At 33.9% G+C, this 19165-nt stretch carries 16 protein-coding genes and 1 pseudogene; 5 read left to right on the top strand and 12 right to left on the bottom strand.

Going from position 1 to position 19165, the window contains the following annotated elements:
- Nucleotides 1–189 precede the first annotated feature (189 nt).
- The gene (locus tag AC1DMU_RS14225; protein WP_088063037.1) at nt 190–882 is read right to left on the bottom strand and encodes an FMN-dependent NADH-azoreductase; all 693 of its coding nucleotides are present in this window, start codon (nt 880–882) and stop codon (nt 190–192) included.
- A gap of 445 nt (nt 883–1327) precedes the next feature.
- On the opposite strand from AC1DMU_RS14225, the gene AC1DMU_RS14230 reads away from it, so the two are divergent.
- Nucleotides 1328–2284: an arsenic resistance protein gene (locus tag AC1DMU_RS14230; RefSeq protein ID WP_088063036.1), complete on the top strand. Its 957-nt coding sequence runs from the start codon at nt 1328–1330 to the stop codon at nt 2282–2284.
- Nucleotides 2285–2417: 133 nt separating this feature from the next.
- On the opposite strand, the gene AC1DMU_RS14235 is transcribed toward AC1DMU_RS14230, so the two are convergent.
- Nucleotides 2418–3665 (bottom strand): DUF4153 domain-containing protein, encoded by a 1248-nt coding sequence (locus AC1DMU_RS14235; RefSeq protein ID WP_088063035.1) that lies wholly within the window; start codon nt 3663–3665, stop codon nt 2418–2420.
- A gap of 267 nt (nt 3666–3932) precedes the next feature.
- On the bottom strand, nt 3933–6077 hold the full coding sequence (topB, locus tag AC1DMU_RS14240; protein WP_088063034.1) for a DNA topoisomerase III: 2145 nt from the start codon (nt 6075–6077) through the stop codon (nt 3933–3935).
- 333 nt (nt 6078–6410) lie between these two features.
- On the opposite strand from topB, the gene AC1DMU_RS14245 reads away from it, so the two are divergent.
- Nucleotides 6411–6962: a hypothetical protein gene (locus AC1DMU_RS14245; protein WP_088063033.1), complete on the top strand. Its 552-nt coding sequence runs from the start codon at nt 6411–6413 to the stop codon at nt 6960–6962.
- A 418-nt stretch (nt 6963–7380) separates the two neighbouring features.
- Here AC1DMU_RS14245 and AC1DMU_RS14250 read toward each other — a convergent pair whose 3' ends face one another.
- The 5 genes and pseudogenes from AC1DMU_RS14250 to AC1DMU_RS14270 all read right to left on the bottom strand — a co-directional run bounded on the left by AC1DMU_RS14250 (nt 7381) and on the right by AC1DMU_RS14270 (nt 13265).
- Entirely contained in the window at nt 7381–9090 is a 1710-nt protein-coding gene (locus AC1DMU_RS14250; RefSeq protein ID WP_215559031.1) for an SH3 domain-containing protein, read from the bottom strand.
- A gap of 139 nt (nt 9091–9229) precedes the next feature.
- Nucleotides 9230–9394 carry a cytochrome c biogenesis protein CcdA gene (locus AC1DMU_RS14255; protein ID WP_088063032.1) on the bottom strand — a complete coding sequence of 55 codons (165 nt, stop codon included), beginning with the start codon at nt 9392–9394 and terminating at the stop codon, nt 9230–9232.
- A 290-nt stretch (nt 9395–9684) separates the two neighbouring features.
- Nucleotides 9685–9776 (bottom strand): annotated as a pseudogene (locus tag AC1DMU_RS14260) (BlaI/MecI/CopY family transcriptional regulator); the annotation flags it as partial.
- Nucleotides 9777–10208: 432 nt separating this feature from the next.
- Nucleotides 10209–11864 (bottom strand): multicopper oxidase family protein, encoded by a 1656-nt coding sequence (locus tag AC1DMU_RS14265; RefSeq protein WP_215559030.1) that lies wholly within the window; start codon nt 11862–11864, stop codon nt 10209–10211.
- Between the two features lie 117 nt (nt 11865–11981).
- Nucleotides 11982–13265 carry an aminopeptidase P family protein gene (locus AC1DMU_RS14270; protein ID WP_088063030.1) on the bottom strand — a complete coding sequence of 428 codons (1284 nt, stop codon included), beginning with the start codon at nt 13263–13265 and terminating at the stop codon, nt 11982–11984.
- 221 nt (nt 13266–13486) lie between these two features.
- Between AC1DMU_RS14270 and AC1DMU_RS14275 the strand changes: the two genes are divergently transcribed.
- Nucleotides 13487–14470 carry a F510_1955 family glycosylhydrolase gene (locus tag AC1DMU_RS14275; RefSeq protein ID WP_087982980.1) on the top strand — a complete coding sequence of 328 codons (984 nt, stop codon included), beginning with the start codon at nt 13487–13489 and terminating at the stop codon, nt 14468–14470.
- A 15-nt stretch (nt 14471–14485) separates the two neighbouring features.
- Nucleotides 14486–15205 (top strand): urease accessory protein UreH domain-containing protein, encoded by a 720-nt coding sequence (locus tag AC1DMU_RS14280; RefSeq protein ID WP_222930853.1) that lies wholly within the window; start codon nt 14486–14488, stop codon nt 15203–15205.
- Between the two features lie 46 nt (nt 15206–15251).
- Here the strand turns inward: AC1DMU_RS14280 and AC1DMU_RS14285 are convergent, their stop codons facing one another.
- On the bottom strand, nt 15252–16175 hold the full coding sequence (locus tag AC1DMU_RS14285; protein WP_142291713.1) for a hypothetical protein: 924 nt from the start codon (nt 16173–16175) through the stop codon (nt 15252–15254).
- A 246-nt stretch (nt 16176–16421) separates the two neighbouring features.
- On the opposite strand from AC1DMU_RS14285, the gene AC1DMU_RS14290 reads away from it, so the two are divergent.
- Nucleotides 16422–16652, top strand: coding sequence for a DUF896 domain-containing protein (locus AC1DMU_RS14290; RefSeq protein ID WP_088063027.1), 231 nt, complete (start codon nt 16422–16424; stop codon nt 16650–16652).
- 50 nt (nt 16653–16702) lie between these two features.
- Here AC1DMU_RS14290 and AC1DMU_RS14295 read toward each other — a convergent pair whose 3' ends face one another.
- The 3 genes from AC1DMU_RS14295 to AC1DMU_RS14305 all read right to left on the bottom strand — a co-directional run bounded on the left by AC1DMU_RS14295 (nt 16703) and on the right by AC1DMU_RS14305 (nt 19130).
- Nucleotides 16703–17182 (bottom strand): CcdC family protein, encoded by a 480-nt coding sequence (locus tag AC1DMU_RS14295; RefSeq protein ID WP_088063026.1) that lies wholly within the window; start codon nt 17180–17182, stop codon nt 16703–16705.
- A gap of 217 nt (nt 17183–17399) precedes the next feature.
- Complete coding sequence (locus AC1DMU_RS14300) at nt 17400–17795, bottom strand: cytidine deaminase (RefSeq protein WP_000358522.1); 396 nt, start codon at nt 17793–17795, stop codon at nt 17400–17402.
- A 33-nt stretch (nt 17796–17828) separates the two neighbouring features.
- A complete protein-coding gene (locus tag AC1DMU_RS14305) occupies nt 17829–19130 on the bottom strand; it encodes a pyrimidine-nucleoside phosphorylase (RefSeq protein WP_001983022.1) in 1302 nt (433 codons plus the stop codon).
- Between the last annotated feature and the right edge of the window lie 35 nt (nt 19131–19165).

A 19165-nucleotide genomic window follows, 5' to 3' on the forward strand; every position in this document is an offset into this window, starting at 1 on the left:
CTAATTGAATTTTCTGAATATTAAATTCGACTATCAACTATTCTTGAACTCATTATAGTTTGTCATATAATATTTTGCAATACTATTTTCAAACTTTTCTTTTATTTTATAAATATACATTTTTTAACATAGAAATAGACTAAAAAACCAACATGGTCATCCATGTTGGTTTTTTACATTTACTATCAATTAAAATTTCGCCGCTACTTTTTTAACGTTCTCTAAACCTTCTTCAACAATTTGTTGTGAACGATCTGGATATTGATTGTGCCCTTCAATTACAACAGTCTCTGGATTTGTAATTCCCCAGAACCCAAGCACATTCGTTACATAATTAACTGCCATTTCCATAGGAGCCATTTGTTCTGAAGAGTAATCTGAACCACGCGCACCTAATACAACGACTTTCTTATCGCCAGCTAAACCTACTGGGCCATTTGCTGTATATTTAAATGTTTTTCCAGCTTGAGATAAGTATGAAATATATGTGATTAATGGCGCTGGTACTGTGAAGTTCCATAGTGGGAACGCAAATACAACTTTATCAGCTTCTAAAAACTGATTTAAATATTGATCTACCGTTGCTACAGCCTTCTCTTCTTCTGCTGTTAACTCCATTCCTTGACTACGTTTATATCCACCTGAAATAGCGATATTTCCGTAATACGGAAGATCTAATGCAAATAAATCTAACTCCGTAATTTCTGTATTTGGGTTGGCTTCTTTATAAGCACTTACAAATGTTTCATACATTCTTGAACTAACTGCTTGCTCCGCTGGACGATCGTTTGCTTTTACAAATAATACTTTTGACATTGTTTTATTCCCCTCTACTTTTGTATTTTCTTCTTTTTTACCAAATAAAGAGCTAAATAATCCCATTTTCTTCACCTAAACTTTCTTATCATATTCATTATTCATCATCATAAAAATTCTTATTCTAATAAAGTGAAACTTTAATCAGTGGGGGAGTTCTTCATCCCCCACTGATTATTAGTTGAACCAATCGGGCTTTTATGGGCAGTTGATCTCCGCCTAACTTCTTTGCTTTCGCTGAATTCTGAGGTGGGGGTCTTACTGCCCATTAATGCGGGATAAAAAGTTCCAATTGATACCTTAAGTAAAACAATTAATACTTTTTGTTATTTAATTACCTTATGTAAGTGATTGTAATACACTTCACTTACTTTAGTCAAGTAACTTTAAATAAAAAATAATATCTCGAATTAAAAATAAAAACCTCGATACAATTAAAACATCCATTGTAACTTTATTATTTGTATAATGGATGTTGAGAGGGCAATTCATATTTAGAAAGGATTTACTCATGAGCACTATAGAAAAGATTCAAACTTTTATTATTCTTTTTGCTGTTACATGCGGCATCGTACTCGGACAATTTAATTTGATACATATGTATGCAGAGCAATTTATTGTCCCCTTCTTATTTTTCATGCTGTATGGATTATTTCTCAGCATTCCATTGAAAGAAATAAAAAATGGATTCCGCAATTTAAAATTCGCTGGAACAAGCCTTACTATTAATTTTGTATGGACACCTTTACTCGCTTGGGGATTAGGAGCACTATTTCTTTCAGATCACCCAGCACTTTGGGTTGGATTTATTATGTTAATGGTTACTCCATGTACAGATTGGTACTTAATCTTTACTGAAATAGCGAAAGGAAATGTAGCACTTTCTACTGCAATTTTGCCTGTAAATTTAATTTTGCAAGTACTACTCCTTCCCATTTATTTATTTTTATTTGCTGGTGTCATGAAGACTGTAGCGGTTTCTGTTTTAGTAGAAAGTATTGTTATCGTAATCTTCTTACCATTTGTACTTGCACACGCTACAAAATTCATTATGAATAAACTGAAAAAAGCTGAAACACTCGAGAATAAACTCATTCCGTTTTTCAGCTCTGCTCAAATTGTATTTTTAAGTTTAGCAATCGTAGCGATGTTTGCATCACAAGGAAAATATTTACTACAAAATATGAATGTCGTTTTATTACTACTCATTCCTGTTCTATTGTTCTTCATCATTAATTTTGTACTGGGACAATTTATCGGACGCATAATGCGTTTATCTTATAAAGATACAGTAAGTTTAAACTTAACAACATTAGCAAGAAACTCACCTGTTGCACTCGCCATCGCTGTAACAGCTTTTCCGGACGAGCCTCTTATCGCACTTGCACTCGTTATTGGACCGTTGATTGAACTGCCAGTACTTGCTTGTGTTTCACAAGTGTTGTTACTTATTAAGAAAAAACAGTAATATACATAAAAAAACGTCCTACTTTAGGACGTTTTTTTATTGTCGAGAAATTATAGAAGTAACGATAATTATCAGCTCTAAGGATTTTATACGTTATAGAAAATTAGCTTGTCGTTACATTAACAAAACCTTTCTAATTAAACATTATAGGAAAAGTAAATATAACGAAAGCTGCCCAAAGTCCGTAGATTGGCAAATACTTCGTAACAGCATCTTGGATAGCTGTCGGTCCTGATTTGTTTTGTAGAAAACGCATATAGGAAAACATAATCCAAATGAGATTTGCCCAAATCAGTATGTTTACGCCTAAAACAGCAAGTCTATTAGGTGTAATCCCGTAAGAAGAAAGTCTGAATACAATGGCTGACAATGCGACAGTGTCAATAATAAGCGCCAGAACAATTAAGGCAAAATTTATATAATCTGAAATGCTCTTTTTCTCGTCTGAATCACTCTCAACGATAGAAAATATAGTAACAGCCAATACACCAAGGAGTATTCCGTTGAAGGCCATTAGGAAATTGCGGTCCAAGAATGGATTTTTCCCGACCCAAATTACCGTTATTAGATAGATAAACAATGTGATCAAGACAAGCGGACTAAAAATTTTAGATATGTATGGTGTAATATTTTTAGCAAGTTTAAGATTCAATGATACTAAGTATGCAGCCACTACAGCGAGAGCGGCAGCTCCAAATAAAACAACATTACTAAAATAGAACTCTCCTATATCCAAGTCAACGAAGCTAAATAATCGCATGGTGAATAATGCTAGTATCATTCCGCTCACTGCCATACTCGCGTAGAGAAGACCATATTCTAAATTAAATTTAATATACGCTAATCTTGTACTACCTTTTGAATATTCATTTCCCGTAAACGCAAGTCCCAATAAGACCCATAACAATATAGGAAGATGTAAATACGCAAGGATACTGCTGTCTTTATAATTTAATGGCAACATATTAAGATACAACCCGGCAATTAGGAACAACGCTGCAAGTAAGTAAATAATACTTTTTTTCGGAGTATTATTGTAAATAAAATAAGCAGCAATAAAGGGAATTACACCAAAAGCCAAGTTAATTGGAGCAATTGCTTCCTGCTCGACAAAGTGGAAAATGATTCTAGTGCTTAGCCCAGCTAGAATAGCTAACATGCCCATGAATAAGAAACCTTTTTGAAACAGCGATATTTTTTCTTTATTTGCCGTCTCCTTGAAATTCAATCTTTCATACCAAGCAGCTAGAAGCTGAGAATCAGGGTTTTCATCCCATGCTTGTGAGAATGACTTTTTAAAAGCTTTCGGGTCTTTTCTATACATTCTCTCCAACTCATGAGGGTTATCCATATTTTCAATAATCAAATTGTGATTGTTCATAGTTTTACCTCCTCTAATAAAAAACAGCGTTGTTAACTTTCTATAAAAAGCACCTCACTGATTTATTATGATATTGATTTTAATACACAATTTATTGTTTTACAATAAATATTTATCAATTACAAAGATTTTTTTATTGTATATTTTATTTTAAATAAAAATATATAGTACTACTTATTCAAAAAAATATCCTATAGAATAGACTTTTTTAGTGTCTATTCTATAGGATACAGTTTAATTATCATATTTTTTTATTTGTTGAACAACTTAATTCTCAAACACAAAATTAATCTTATTATCTTTCCACTCTAACATCGCATCAAACGTTTTCTCGCCTTTTTTAAAGCCTTTAATTAAATCGGTCTTTTCACCTTTTAAAAGTTTTGTCATATTCTTTTGCGAAATTGTTTTGCTTAATATTTTCTTTGAGATTGTAAAGTCACATTGTGTCGTGTTGTAATTAGAACAACCGTAAAACGTTGACTTATCAATCACATCGCCATCACATTTTTTACAGCTACCAACCTTTTTACCTGTTGTAAATTTCGATCCTTTTCGCTCAATCGATTCAACATGTAATCCAGTAAAATCCCATTTCTCTGACATTTCCACTGCATCTTCAATAATTTTAGCTGATAGCTTTTTCGTTTGTTCCATAAATGTAGCTGGTGATGCTGTGCCTTCACCAATTTCCGCAAGGCGTTGCTCCCATTTCGCTGTCATTTCTGGTGAAGCTAGTATTTTATCACCGATTGCGGTAATTAATACTTTCCCTTTATCGGTTGCATACACTTGGTTCTTCTGCACATCTATATATTTACGGTCTTTCAGCATAGTAATAATACCTGCACGCGTTGCCTCAGTACCTAAACCTTCTGTTTTCTTTAATACTTTCTCCAGCTCTTCATTTTCTAAATACTTACCGGCCGTTTTCATTAACGTAATAAGTTGTCCTTCTGTATAACGCTTCGGCGGCTGTGTTTTTCCTTCTTTCACTTTCACCTTTACAACTTTTCCTTGTTCACCTTCTGCGACAATTGGAAGAATTGTTTCGTCATCTTTATCGTCTTGGAAAATAACTTTACGCCAACCTTCTTGAATTTGCTGTTTTCCTTTTGAAATGAATTCAGCACGTTCGTCTACAAGAGTTGTAATCGTTGTGTAGTCAAAGATTGCTACTTCATAATGCGCCGCAATCAGTCTTCTTACGATCATATCGTAAATTTTCTTTTCATCACCTGATAGTTTGCTTGGATTTGTAACTTGCTCTGTCGGTATAATTGCATAGTGATCTGTAACTTTTTTTTCATTCACATAACGCTTATTATTCATAATCGATTCAATTGGTGCTGGCAATAAACCTTTATATTCATCAAACTGACTTAACTTCTGTAAAATATCAGGGAACGTCGCTGCTTCTCCTTGTGTAACATAGTTAGAATCCGAACGCGGATAAGAAACTATCCCTTTTTGATATAGTGCTTGTGTTATATCAAGCGTCTTTTTCGGTGAAAATTTAAAAGCTTTATTAGCTGTCGCTTGCAGTGCTGATAAATTAAATAAAAACGGGGGCTGAAACTCTTTACGCTCCGTTTTCATTTCTTTTACTACAGCCGGTTTACCTTGGCAAAATGCTGCAATTTTATTTGCCATATCAGGGTCTTTTAAGCGGGATTCACTATCCTTCTCCCATTTCCCCTCATACTTCTTTCCTTCTATATTAAAGGTTGCGAACACTTCCCAAAACGGCTCAGACTTAAAGTTTTCTATTTCCTTTTCACGCTTTACAATTAATGCGAGTGTCGGTGTTTGTACACGACCAGCTGAAAATACATCGTTCATTCCTTTTTTCTTTAGCAAAATACTAAAGACACGCGATGCATTCATACCAACGACCCAGTCCGCACATGACCTTGTATATGCCTCATAGTACGTATTAATTGTATCTGCTTCATCTAATAAATTTTTAAATCCTTGGTATATAGCTTGTTTCGTTAAAGATGAAATCCAAAGACGTTTCATCGGCTTTTGCACGTTACAAAGATTAATAATGTTTCGTACGATTAATTCCCCTTCGCGACCAGCATCGCCCGCGTGAATAATTTCTGTTACCTGAGGGTTATGTAACAACTGTTTCACAACGTTAAATTGCTTATACTTTGACTTTGTTACCTCAAACTGAAAACGCTCTGGAATCATCGGTAATGTATTTAGTGACCATTTCTTCCACTCAGCGTGATAATGTTCTGGATTACATAACTGCGTCAAATGACCAATTGCCCATGTACAGTACGCTCCATTTGGAAATAACTCATTCGCTTCTACTTCTAAATATCCATCTTTCCGGCGATATTTAAATTGTGAAACAAGAGCCAAACCTTGATCTGGTTTCTCGGCAATAATTAATTTCATTTTATAACTCCCTATCTGTATTCCGGTGTTACTTTCATTGTCTATCTGTTTAGAGGCGATGATAAAAGAACAATCTTATTTATCATTCGCGGGTTACTCCCAGTAATGGGATAACTATAATATTATACGCTGATTCTTTATGGCTTCACAATAGAAACTCATTATATAACAATTTCTTTCTCATGCTCACAAATAAAAAAGATGCTCAAAAAATCAAGCACCTACTTACTTACATTTATTAAATTGTGCAGATAATATGCAGATATAAATAAGCATAAGTAATCTCCATACGAACATATGATGAAATGAACGATAGGACAGGGAGGTATCATAATGTTCGTTTACACATCGACTGCCTTAACACTTTGTTGTATCTCGATTCTTATTACATCATATATTTCTAAACGTAACGGTACCCTAATGGGGTATATGGTATTTATTATGTCTTTTAGTATGAGTATCGGTTTAAGTATAGGTTTTTATTTAGGTATTCTTTTTAAAGGTGAATTATTATATTCTACATTGCTTGCGATTTTGATTAGTGGTTGTATCGGTTTTTTAGTCGGTCTACGTTTTCACCTATTTACTGCTTTAGAAGGAATGTTCTCTGGATTAATGGCAAGTATGATGGGAGCAATGATTACAGAAATGTTAAACGCTCAACAAGCTCATAGTATACTGTTTATTAGTCTTTTACTTACGATAACAATAACTATGTCATGTATAATTCAACTTTTATCAGACACCTTTTCTACTTTTATCGAACGGCGTTTTTTATTATTACTTTCGATCAGCGTAGTAATTGTTCTTACTGTATTCGTAACATTCCCAGATCATACCCTACCGCTCCCCTCTGAACATGAACAACCTATCCATAAACACTAGCAGCTATAATCGATAATTTTATTTTTTAACAAATGAAAATAAAAAACACTTTTGAATCGTCAGCCCCAAATGAAATGTGGTTTACGGATGCGACTTACTTATTATTTGGAGTATTTGTAGATAATAACTATAGTTTAGCTTCTGGCATGGGATCAGGATTAATAATTATACAGAAAACTAATAAATAATAGCTTTGCATTATATAATAAGAGGTCACAGAATTACAATGCTGTGACCTCTCTTTTTCAAATTAATTCATGTCGTAATCTTCACCATCAATTATTTTTCTACTTTTCTACACTTAATGAACCTTCTAAATCTACATGATTGATAGTATATTTTTTCAGCTCATAGATATTCAATTCTCTTAGTTTGATGAGGTATACAATACCCCCATCTTGAAATAAAAAATTCTTACTTAACTAATATATTGTTTTGGATCCATAGCATTGCTCTTCTGTGCATTCCATTCACCTTTATGGATTTCAAAATGTAAGTGTTGTCCTTCAGATTGTCCTGTATTCCCCATTATGCCAAGTTGTTGTCCTTGCTTCACTTTTTGACCTGCAGTAACAGAACGACTCTTTAAATGAGCGTATACAGTTATATATGTTTGTCCGTTAATATTATGAGAAATAAACACCACATTACCGTAGCTTGTGGAATAATATGAGCGAGTGACTACACCTTTTGCCGCAACAACAACTGGCACTGTTCCTGAAGCAGCAATATCTAATCCGTGGTGCATTTGCCCACCACGTTTCTCAAATCCAGAAGTATATCTTCCTGCAGCTGGTTGAATAAAGTCATTTGTTTTAATTTCATTAGTTGTATTTACCTCTTGGGATTGTCGCTGCTCCTCTGTATCAGTCTCATTTGTTTTTGATAGAAATTTACTTGATACATAACCGTTTTTACCGTTGTAATTAATTTTCCCCCATCCATTTTGTTCAAATAGAACTTGTACTTTTATTCCTTTTGATAAAGCACCGATTACACCATGATTTGTACCAGCACCGCTTCTTACATTTAACATGCTTACGTTAACATAGTAGTCACCAACTGTTGCCCCAGTAGATGGATTACTTGTTTCAGGTTTTGATGGTGTACCCTCTTTAACGAATTTTACATATTCACTGCTCACATAACCAGTTCTGCCATTATGATTAATTTTCAACCAGCCATTTTCACCGCCAGTTACTTGCAATATTTGTCCGTTTAATACACCACCAATTACACTATGGTAAGTAGCAGGACCTGTACGCACACGTAAAGAAGTAGCGTCTACAATGTATGTACCGTCAGTTTGAACCGTAACATTATTTTGTTGTTCATTTGTTTGGTCTACATTTGCATTAGAGCCACTCTTTGAAATGTAATCTTTACTAATATAAGCAGTTTGTCCACTATAGTTAATTTTGACCCAGTCTTGAACTTCACCAGTTACTTGAACAACTTGTCCTTTATGTATAGAGCCTAAAATCGTATGGGAAGTACTTGGACCTGTACGAACACGGAGGGAGGATACATTAACTTTGTAATTCCCACTCGCTACTTGAACTTTTCCATTGTTATTGTCACTTCCATTTGAGCTATCGTCTATTACAAATTGACTGCTTACATAACCTACTTTTCCATTATGGTTAATTTTCAACCAACCGTTGTCTTCTCCAATAACTTGTAAAACTTTCCCTTCATACACGCGCCCCATTATTGCACTAGACGTATTTGGCTGTGTGCGAACACGTAATATATTAGCAGTTACAGTTTTACTACGACTCGTACTTACATTCGTCTTCGCTGATATACCATTTTTCGAAACAAATTCACCACTTACGTAGCCAATTTTTCCGTTATGATTAATTTTCAACCAACCGTTATCTTCTCCAATAACTTGTAAAACTTTCCCTTCATACACGCGCCCCATTATTGCACTAGACGTATTTGGCTGTGTGCGAACACGTAGAACATTCGTGTTTACTGTTACTGGATTTTCATATGTTACTGTATCAGTAGGTTGCTCATGTTTTTTGTCTTTTGGCACTATAGAAGTTTGCGCTTGAGCAGTACCAATAAATGTACTTCCTGTAACAGAAACTACTGCCACACTAGCTAAAATTCTTTTCATAGGTATTAAACACCTTCCCATAAATACATTTAAGTATCATCATATCTTTAGTTTATTATTTTTTATATCAAATGCTTTTCTACTCATGTTGTACTCTTCTTTTCTATCAACCTCTATTTCTAGATATTCAACGGAGGTGTTATTCCATTCTTTCGTAACGTACGAAGGCAATTAAGAAAAAAGGAATCGCAAATCCCAGTTTGTAAACTGTAATGTAAATAAATGCTTGATCTGGATTCGTTGTATCAAGCATTAATAATGCGGTCAAAATTGGACTGATGCACGGTGAGACAAATGAAAGCATCCCCGTTCCTAGTACAATCCATATCTTTTAATCTGCTGCATTCATTTTGCTTCTTTTCACAAAACACTACACTGTGTAGTTTAAATTCTTAAAAAAAGCCACAAACACTCACCCATAAGTTAGTCGCTGTTTTCCAAAAAATGCGGTCACAAGCTCATTGGAAGCTTTTTTCATTCCAATAAACTTAAGCAAAGCACTTCCCATTCCAAAAGGTGACTTTATTTTATCTATCACATACTGTACTACTGATCAGCTAACAATTTTTGATATGTGCTGTAACGTTGTAACATTAATTTTTTCTGCACACCTTTCAGTGTGATACCTTCTGAGCACCAAATAATTTCTATTATTTTTGCTTCAAGCGGTCAAAAAAATAATTTATGCCTTATTCATTTCACTTATAGTTTTGCTTGAACATACCCGCCCTCCCTTCGCACTACGAATTGTAGTATAAAATAAAAAAAAGGTCAAATGTAAGGGGCTATTATCTATCCTTTTTGAACTACAACACATTAAATTTACCACTGTAATTTTATCAACTGATTATACAAAAAATTAGCGATTTCTTCTATTATCTACTTCCAAACCAGAAACGAATATGTTTTTTAAATCCCTAAATAACAAAAATCGCATTTTTTATCTTGTAAACTCTTATACAAGGCATTATCGCTTCCGCTGCCTAAACTTTTATAAAAATAATATGCCCAATACACAACATTACATTTAAAAACAGCTTTTTTCATGCTAAAAATCATTAAAACAGCTATCCCTAAGATAGCTGTTTTATATTATCATCAACTCCATAAATTTTATATTATTCTGGCTTATTAGGAATGTTTGGGTTTGGAACATAATCAGATTTATAATCTGTATATTTCACTTCTGTTACCATCCCGGCGGAAGCATGGTGTAAATCATGACAGTGGAACATCCAATCACCCGGATTATCTGCTACAAAGGCTACTTCATATTCTTCACCTGGTTTTAGGTTCAAAGTATCTTTCACAATTGGAGAACCTTCTATCGGTTTTCCATCTTTACTCAACACCTGGAAGAAGTGACCATGTAAATGCATCGGATGATCGTCCATTTTAGAACGATTTACCAATTTTACTTTTACTAAATCACCCTTTTTTACTGGAATCGGGTCAATATCTGGAAATACCTTTCCGTTAATTGTATATACCATTTCATTTCCATTCATTTGCGTATTCAAGTCCATATTATATGTGGCAGTATACTGCTGATCTAACGTGAAACTACCTAGTTTTTTAGCACCATATTTCGTCATATCTAATTTCGATAATTTTTCTTTTTCATCTGCTTTATCTTTCATCTCTTTGCTGCCATCATATTCAATAACAGCTTTCATTCCTTTTGCACCTTTATTTGCTGAATGGTCTTCAACATACCATTTCCCAGGATTATTAGCAGTAAATTCAATATCATAACGTTCACCAGGTGCGATTGAAATTACTTGATCCTTTATAACTTTTGGATCGTTTATTGGTTGACCATCTGTCGCAATTACTTTTATATCATGACCGTGAACGTGTATATCATGTGATAGATAACCAGCATTAACGAGTCGAAGACGGACTTTATCCCCCTTATTCACTTTTAATGGTTCTACTAAATCCCCGCTTTTACCATTGATTGTGAATAAATCATACATACTCATATCATGACCTTCCATCTTCATATTTCCATGGTCCATTCCTGCCATATTACTAGAGTCTTTTTTATCACTGCCCATGTCCATACCGGAATGATCCATGTCGTTCCTATCATCATTCTTTTTCGTATTTTCATTATCCTTACTAGATTTATTACCATCTGCTTTTTCTGTTTTTCCTTTTGTCATTTCTTTTAACTGTTTATTAATCTCTTCTTTATCTGTTACCCATTCATCTAACATTAATGTGTAATCTTTATCATATTTTTCCTTTGTATCTTCTACAATGAGCGCTCCATACAAACCTCTATCTAATTGATTTACAGAATCTTGATGTGAATGATACCAATACGTTCCTGGTACGTTCGCTTCAAACTCATAGGTGAAACTTTTTCCAGATTCAACCGCATCTTGCGTCACACCTGGAATTCCATCCATATTATTTGGGACAGGATACCCATGCCAATGAATAGATACTGGTGCAGATAGTTCATTTTTTAATGTCACTTTCACCTTTTCGCCTTTTTTCACCCGAATTTCTGGACCAGGAGATGAGCCATTAAATGTCCAGACTGGAACAATAACACCGTTACTTAATTTTTGCTTTTCTTCTTTCGCTATTAAAGTAACTTCTGGTCCTATTTCAACTTTCAATGGTTTTGTAGCCGTTTCAGTCTGTGGTGTTTTTTTATCGTTCATATTTTTATGATCGTTTGTTGCATTTGTGGTCGCAGAACATGCAGCAATTAAAGATATGACAGAGACTGTAACTGCTGTTAACACAAATCTCTTCATGGAAACCCCTCCTTTTTCTTTTTCAAAATCATTATAAAAAATGATTTTCAAGAAAATATGGAGATATGCAATGAGCTAAATAAAAAGACGCCCAAAATTGAGCGCCTCTTCTAATGATTATTTCGTAACAACTTCATCTTTTTTTATATTTACATTGTTTTCTCTCATAAACGCTTCAATCTCTTCAACTTCTCTAATAATATCTTTTGACAAGTTTTCATGTCCGTCTTTCGTTACAAGAATGTCATCTTCAATACGAATTCCAATTGCTTCTTCTTCAATATAAAGACCAGGTTCAATTGTTATAACCATGCCTTCTTCTAACACTCTATCTTTATATGTTCCTACATCATGCGTATCTAAACCAAGGAAATGGCTAACACCATGATAATAGTATTTTGATAACTCTTCGTCTTCTTGAATTAAACCAATTTCTTTACACTCTTCTGCTAGTACCTTTTTTGTATGCTCATTTAATGCAGCAAACTTTACTCCTGGCTTAATGAGTTTCGTTGTTTCTTTCAATGCTTTTAATACAATATTATACATTTGTTTTTGGCGACTAGAGAATGTTCCATTTGCCGGGAATGTATAACTAACATCAGCGTTATAGTAGTCTTTTTGAGCGCCTAAATCTAGCAGTACTAAATCACCATTTTGAATTTGTGCATCATTGTCTTCATAATGAAGAACTGTAGCATTTTTCCCACTTGCCAAAATTGTATTGAATGCATGATGCTTAATACCAGATGACTTCAATGTGAAATCAAACTGAGCTTCTAATTCATACTCCATCATGTCTGCTTTTGCATGCTTAAGTACGTTGTAAATACCCTCTTTCGTTACAGCAATTGCTTCTTTTATGATTTCAATTTCTTCTTCTGTTTTAAACACTCGTAATTCACAAATATTCGGATATACATTACCAACTAAAACGTGTGGATACTGTTCTCTTACATGTTTAGCAAAAGCAAGCGTTTTTGTCTCCGTACCATTCCACTCACGACGCTCTAAATCTAAATATAGATGCTTCACATTTTCTGTAAAAAGTATATTTGACATTGTCTTTTCAAAGCTATCTAAATATACAACTTTCTTTATACCTGAAATTTTCTCTGCTTCTTTGTTAGAAACTGTTTTACCGACCCATTTTTCCATGACTGGATCCGATTTTTCAATGAACAGTGTTTCTTCAACACTATTTCCAAACTTCTTCAACATGAAAATAACATTTGGTTCCTCGATTCCTGTTACATAGTAAAAATTTCGATTCGGCACAAATTTATAATGTGCATCCGCTGACATATGAGGTGCTTGTCCAGCAAATAAAATAGTAATAGATTCATCTGGTAATGTGTTTACTAATCGTTCTCTATTTTGAGCAAAAAATGTTGATTTCATAATAATCCCCCTAGCGTTCTATGTATACTTGTAAATCTAATTACCCAATACAATTCATTTTATTATTGTTATAATTTTTCGTCAATTGATAGTACTCATATAAAAAGGAAAATTTTCATTACTAGAGCCCATTCCAATCTAAATGATGCATACCACTCCACAATTTCTTGACATTTATTTCATATACTTAAAATCTCATATATAGGAAAGGAGCTACAACTTTGAAATATTATGTAGCAACAGGGATAGCAATTACTTCTTTATTCATCATTACAGGATGTTCTAGCAACGCCGAAACAGCACCAGTGAAGAAAGACACGGTGCAATCTCAACGAAAACATACAGAAACAGTAAATACGAGTCCGCAAAACTTCTATAAGGAAACTACATCTGGAAAAATCGAGCACATTCATGGAATTGGCTATGCAGGAAATATGCCCGGAGTTTCTATTGCCACTCACAGTGGTATAAAAGTTTATCATAATGGAAAATGGTTTGAAACTAAGACTGAGCTACATGATTATATGGGGTTTCAGGCAACGAAGAACGGATTCTTTGCCAGCGGCCATCCTGAACCAGGTGCAAATTTAAAAAATCCTTTAGGATTAATGAAAAGTTCTGATGGTGGTAATACCCTCGAGAAGCTAGCGTTTTATGGAGAATCTGATTTTCACAACCTTGCTGTTGGATATAATACGGAAGCAATTTATTTATACAATGAGCGTCCAAATTCTAAATTACAACAAGGTTTTTATTTCAGTACGAACAACGGACAAGATTGGAAAAATAGTAAGTTAAAAGGTCTTTCAAGTACAATTCATTCCTTTTCCGTACATCCTGATCAATCTAGTGTAGTCGCGGTAAGTGCTAAAGATGGTGTTTACTTATCTACAGATTACGGAAATACATTTGAACTATTCTCTACATCACTTGAATCGACAGCAGTTACATTAAGTAATGAAGATGTTTTTTACGCCCCTATCAATAAGCAAATGATAACGAAGAAATCAATTGCTACAAATGAAGAAACAAACATACAAACTCCATCTTTAGATTCTAAAGATGCAATTATGTACATATCACAAAATCCTCAAAATTCATCTGAAATAGTATTTGCTACAATGAAAGCAAATGTGTTCCTTTCTACAGATGAGGGGAAAACTTGGAAGCAGATTACGAAAGAAGGAGCATTTCAATTTAATTAGAAAGGTGAATATAACGTGTTTTCAACAATTAGCGAGTGGAGTTATCAACTCATGTCTCCTTTAATGGATGTCGCGAATGCTACGAAATCAATTCCTCTTTTATTTGCATTTTTATTAGGCATTGTAGGTACCCTTGCTCCTTGCCAATTAACAGGAAACATTAGCGCTATTACACTTTATGGGAATCAATCTTTACAAAAGGGACATGCATGGAAACATATATTGTTATTCATTTTAGGAAAAATAATAGCTTTTACGACACTTGGACTATTAGTATGGTTTTTAGGAAAAGAGATTCAGCAAATATTAACTTTGTATTTCCCATGGTTACGAAAAATAATTGGACCTTTATTAATTTTAATGGGGCTAATGTTGGCAGGTATTATAAAAGGAAGAAGTTTCTTCTCGATCAAATTTATACGAAAACAAAATGAGGTTGGCTCATTTTTACTTGGATTCTTCTTTTCCTTAGCTTTCTGTCCGACTATGTTCGTTCTATTTTTCGGAACGTTAATCCCTTTATCTTTCTCATATAATTATGGTTACTTGTTTCCGACATTCTTTTCGATAGGAACTGCTCTCCCTATCGTTATATTAATGTTCATCATTTCCTACCTTGGATTAAATGGAGCACTACTTAAAAAGAGCCGAAAAATAGGAAAACACATTCAACTTATAGCAGGGGGACTACTCATTTTAGTCGGAATTTATGATATATCCTTATATTGGGTATAAATAAAAAAGGTAAGTTCAAGTGATTTGAACTTACCTTTTTTACAAATTATATTTCACTCTTCTGCATGCCCTTTTGTTTCATCTCCCACTTCTTATACAATAGTACTGCACCAAATAAAAATACCCCTGCAATGAATGAACCTACTGGTAACATTTTTATCATTTCATCAGGAAATACGAGCGGAAGTAAGGGAAATGCATACGCTGCTGGAATACGTACTCCAACTATTTTTAATAAAATAAGCATTAATATCATATTGAATAAAGTAACTACAATCCATGAATCAATTGCAAAATACAATAAAGTTCCAATAGTTGCTGATGTAGTTAATACTACTATTTGTTTAAATGCCATTTTTTCATTGTACATCGGTTTTTGAAGTGATTCATACACAACGACTAGAATTGGCGGAATAACCGCTAATTGTTCATAACCAGTTATCCAACATAAACTGATCCAAACGAAATTTAGTATTAGAAATACAGTCATATATTTATACTGTATATTCACTTTTCGCTCAATACCGTTATTCAATTTAAAAATAAGAACACCCATCATTAAAATAAATGTCAAAACGAAGACTGAGATAACAAATGACCATTCCGTCGCATTTGTTACTAATGGTAATAAACCTGTCGCAATAGATGGTGCTAAATTGGACTGAATAACACGTAAAAACAGCATCATCAATACAAGCGTTAAGCTTACTTTCCCTAAATAGGCTATATCCATTTGATTCACCATAAAACCAATTACAGCTGTTATTGACGGTGCAATAAAGATTTTTTCTGGTTGTCTTAGCCATCCCGGCTCACGGTATGCCCATAAAGCGATTGCCATTGCCGCTATTTCCGGCAAAATGACTTCTGGATCATTTAATAACACACCTGCTATTACCATGGCTAAAATAAATAAAATAGCAATCGTATATGAGATGATTGTTTCTTTCTTTGAAATTACTGCATTCATTATTACATACTCCTTTTTGCTTATTACTCTCATAAAGTAAAATAATAACTTTATATACCCTACTTAGGTATCGTATATTAACATCTTCCCTATTTCAAGTATTTGTGGTTTTTTCATTCTTTATCACCCCACACACTTACAAAACAATGAATGTTTATAAGCATTGACACTTATTAAAAGATACGTTACAATAACTATATATTAGTAAGTAACTAATGTAATTAATTGAAACTAGAGGTGAATCAAATGAAAAACATTTTATTCCGTATTAACGAATTGTCAAAAAAAGAAAAAGCATATGGATTAACAGTTGATGAAAAACAAGAACAACAAATGCTGCGTCAAAACTATACAAAAACATTTCGTGGAAGCTTAGATTCCATTTTATTAAACACAAAAATTGTTGATCAACATGGTCTTAACGTTACACCAGCCGCATTACAAGATGCTCAAATACGTTTAAAATTAAGCAAATGAAATCAAAGCTAAAAAAACAATCGTATAAAACATAAAAAGAGCCGGAATTCCTATTTAGAAATTCCAGCTCTTTTTATTGTCTTTTCCAATTTAACATATGAGCGATACATCGCAATTCTCCACGACACAATCATCGCAAATGCAAGTAAGAAAAACATTCCGCTTAACTCTGCTAAATCAATTGATTGACTTAAATACGATTTTAACGCTACTCGTACAGCCAATAAGCCCACTAAAATAAATATGAATGCTTTTGACGGTTTCATATATATATGTTCGTTTCTTATTTCAAACTTAGTTGTTTTAATAAGAAATATAGAGAAAATAAGTCCTATACTAATCGCCTCTACTATTTCTAACGATGTTAATCGAAACTCCGGTAAGAAGTACATCATTGCGCCAGTACTCATAAAAATTGGCGGTAATATAATTTTCTTTTTCGTTACCGGTTTTTTCGCTGCTTTAAAGCGAAGAAACATGACACCAACAGCCATACAAACCGCTACAATACTTGATAAAAGTGCTATCATACTATCCACTCCTATCTATATAATAAACCTATAATTAAGTAAATAAATGCTGCATTATATAATTTCTTCATTTTATTCCTCCTGCTGTAAACTTTCCATATTCGCTGCAATCATTTTACACAAAGTTTATGAACGGAATATGAACAAAATATTACATTCAACTTTTGAAAATAAAAAAGCCATTCCACAATTAATATTTGCGGAATGACTTTTCAACTTATTTTAAATCTTCTATCGAGAAAGCACCTGGAAGTAATTGCTCAACAGTCACTTCTTTTTCATCACCTTTTACATTCGTTAGTAAAACTGGCATTTTCGGTTCACAGAATTCAGCAATTACTTGTCTACAAGCACCACATGGTGATATCGGTCCGTCCGTTTCGCCTGTAATAACTAAGTAACTAAAGTCGCGCTCCCCTTCTGATACTGCTTTAAAGATCGCTGTTCTTTCTGCACAGTTACATAAACCGTAAGAAGCATTTTCTATATTACAACCAGTATAGATTTTACCTTCTTTCGTAACTAATGCTGCGCCAACAGGAAATTTCGAATACGGAATATATGCTTTTGCTAACATCTTATTTGCTTCTTCGATATATTTTTTCTTATCCATATTATTTCCCCCTTAAAGTATGTGTAATTATGATTAGTCAGTAATAACTGTATGAACTAATTTAGGAGCCACTGCTGTTTCAGCAATAGAAATATTTTCATAAATTTTTGCTTTTACATCTTCTACATTTTCACGATTTGCATAGATCGTTACGAATGGCTCGCCTTCTTTTACTGCATCGCCAACTTTTTTACGTAACATTAATCCTACTGCTAAATCGATTTCATCTTCTTTTGTCGCACGGCCAGCACCAAGTAGCATAGCTGCGATACCAATTTCATCTGCAACAATGTTAGAAATAACACCTGAAGTTTTTGCAGGTACATCAATTACATACTTCGCCTGTGGCATTTTTTCTGGATTGTCTACAATTGAACTATCTCCGCCTTGATTGCTTAAGAACTCTTTAAACTTCTCAGTTGCTTTTCCGTTTTTCATAACTTCAATTAGCATTTCACGAGCTTCTTCTAACGTATTTGCTTTTTTCGCAAGTACGACCATTTGACTTCCTAATACAAGTACTAATTCCGTTAAATCTTCTGGACCTTCACCTTTTAACGTATCAATCGCTTCTTTCACTTCTAGAGCGTTACCAATTGCAAATCCAAGCGGTTGTGACATATCTGAAATAACAGCCATCGTTTGACGTCCTACATTATTTCCGATACGCACCATTGCATGTGCTAATTCTTTTGCATCTTCTTCTGTTTTCATAAATGCGCCAGCACCTGTTTTTACATCAAGTACGATTGCGTCAGCACCAGCTGCAATTTTTTTACTCATAATTGAACTCGCGATTAAAGGAATTGAGTTTACTGTTCCTGTTACATCACGTAATGCATAAATCTTTTTATCTGCAGGTGTTAAGTTTCCAGTTTGTCCAATAACAGCTACTTTGTCACGGTTTACAATATCAATGAACTGCTCTTTCGTAATTTCAACGTGGAATCCTTCTACCGCTTCTAATTTATCAATTGTTCCGCCTGTATGTCCTAAACCACGACCAGACATTTTTGCTACTGGTACATCTAAAGCAGCTACTAATGGTCCTAATACTAATGTTGTCGTATCACCAACACCGCCAGTTGAATGTTTGTCTACTTTAATTCCTTCAATTGCTGATAAATCGATCGTTTCTCCAGACTCAACCATCGCCATCGTTAAATCTGCACGTTCGCGATCTGTCATATCTTTAAAGAAGATTGCCATTGCAAGTGCACTCACTTGATAATCAGGAATACTTCCGTCTGTATATCCATTAATAAAGAATTTGATTTCTTCAGTCGTTAATTCTTTGCCGTCACGTTTTTTCGCAATAATATCTACCATTCTCATTACAATCACCATTCCTTTTTATATGATATGAATCT

The organism is Bacillus sp. 01N45 (assembly GCF_056399205.1).

What these genes read in the sequence shown, in the direction of transcription:
- AC1DMU_RS14300 (WP_000358522.1), bottom strand. Translation starts at nt 17,795, where the DNA reads ATGGATAAGAAAAAATATATCGAAGAAGCAAATAAGATGTTAGCAAAA.
- AC1DMU_RS14245 (WP_088063033.1), top strand. Translation starts at nt 6,411, where the DNA reads ATGTTCGTTTACACATCGACTGCCTTAACACTTTGTTGTATCTCGATT.
- AC1DMU_RS14305 (WP_001983022.1), bottom strand. Translation starts at nt 19,130, where the DNA reads ATGAGAATGGTAGATATTATTGCGAAAAAACGTGACGGCAAAGAATTA.
- AC1DMU_RS14255 (WP_088063032.1), bottom strand. Translation starts at nt 9,394, where the DNA reads ATGCTTTCATTTGTCTCACCGTGCATCAGTCCAATTTTGACCGCATTA.
- AC1DMU_RS14295 (WP_088063026.1), bottom strand. Translation starts at nt 17,182, where the DNA reads ATGATAGCACTTTTATCAAGTATTGTAGCGGTTTGTATGGCTGTTGGT.
- AC1DMU_RS14230 (WP_088063036.1), top strand. Translation starts at nt 1,328, where the DNA reads ATGAGCACTATAGAAAAGATTCAAACTTTTATTATTCTTTTTGCTGTT.
- AC1DMU_RS14270 (WP_088063030.1), bottom strand. Translation starts at nt 13,265, where the DNA reads ATGAAATCAACATTTTTTGCTCAAAATAGAGAACGATTAGTAAACACA.
- AC1DMU_RS14225 (WP_088063037.1), bottom strand. Translation starts at nt 882, where the DNA reads ATGGGATTATTTAGCTCTTTATTTGGTAAAAAAGAAGAAAATACAAAA.
- AC1DMU_RS14235 (WP_088063035.1), bottom strand. Translation starts at nt 3,665, where the DNA reads ATGAACAATCACAATTTGATTATTGAAAATATGGATAACCCTCATGAG.
- AC1DMU_RS14290 (WP_088063027.1), top strand. Translation starts at nt 16,422, where the DNA reads ATGAAAAACATTTTATTCCGTATTAACGAATTGTCAAAAAAAGAAAAA.
- AC1DMU_RS14285 (WP_142291713.1), bottom strand. Translation starts at nt 16,175, where the DNA reads ATGAATGCAGTAATTTCAAAGAAAGAAACAATCATCTCATATACGATT.
- AC1DMU_RS14265 (WP_215559030.1), bottom strand. Translation starts at nt 11,864, where the DNA reads ATGAAGAGATTTGTGTTAACAGCAGTTACAGTCTCTGTCATATCTTTA.
- topB (WP_088063034.1), bottom strand. Translation starts at nt 6,077, where the DNA reads ATGAAATTAATTATTGCCGAGAAACCAGATCAAGGTTTGGCTCTTGTT.
- AC1DMU_RS14250 (WP_215559031.1), bottom strand. Translation starts at nt 9,090, where the DNA reads ATGAAAAGAATTTTAGCTAGTGTGGCAGTAGTTTCTGTTACAGGAAGT.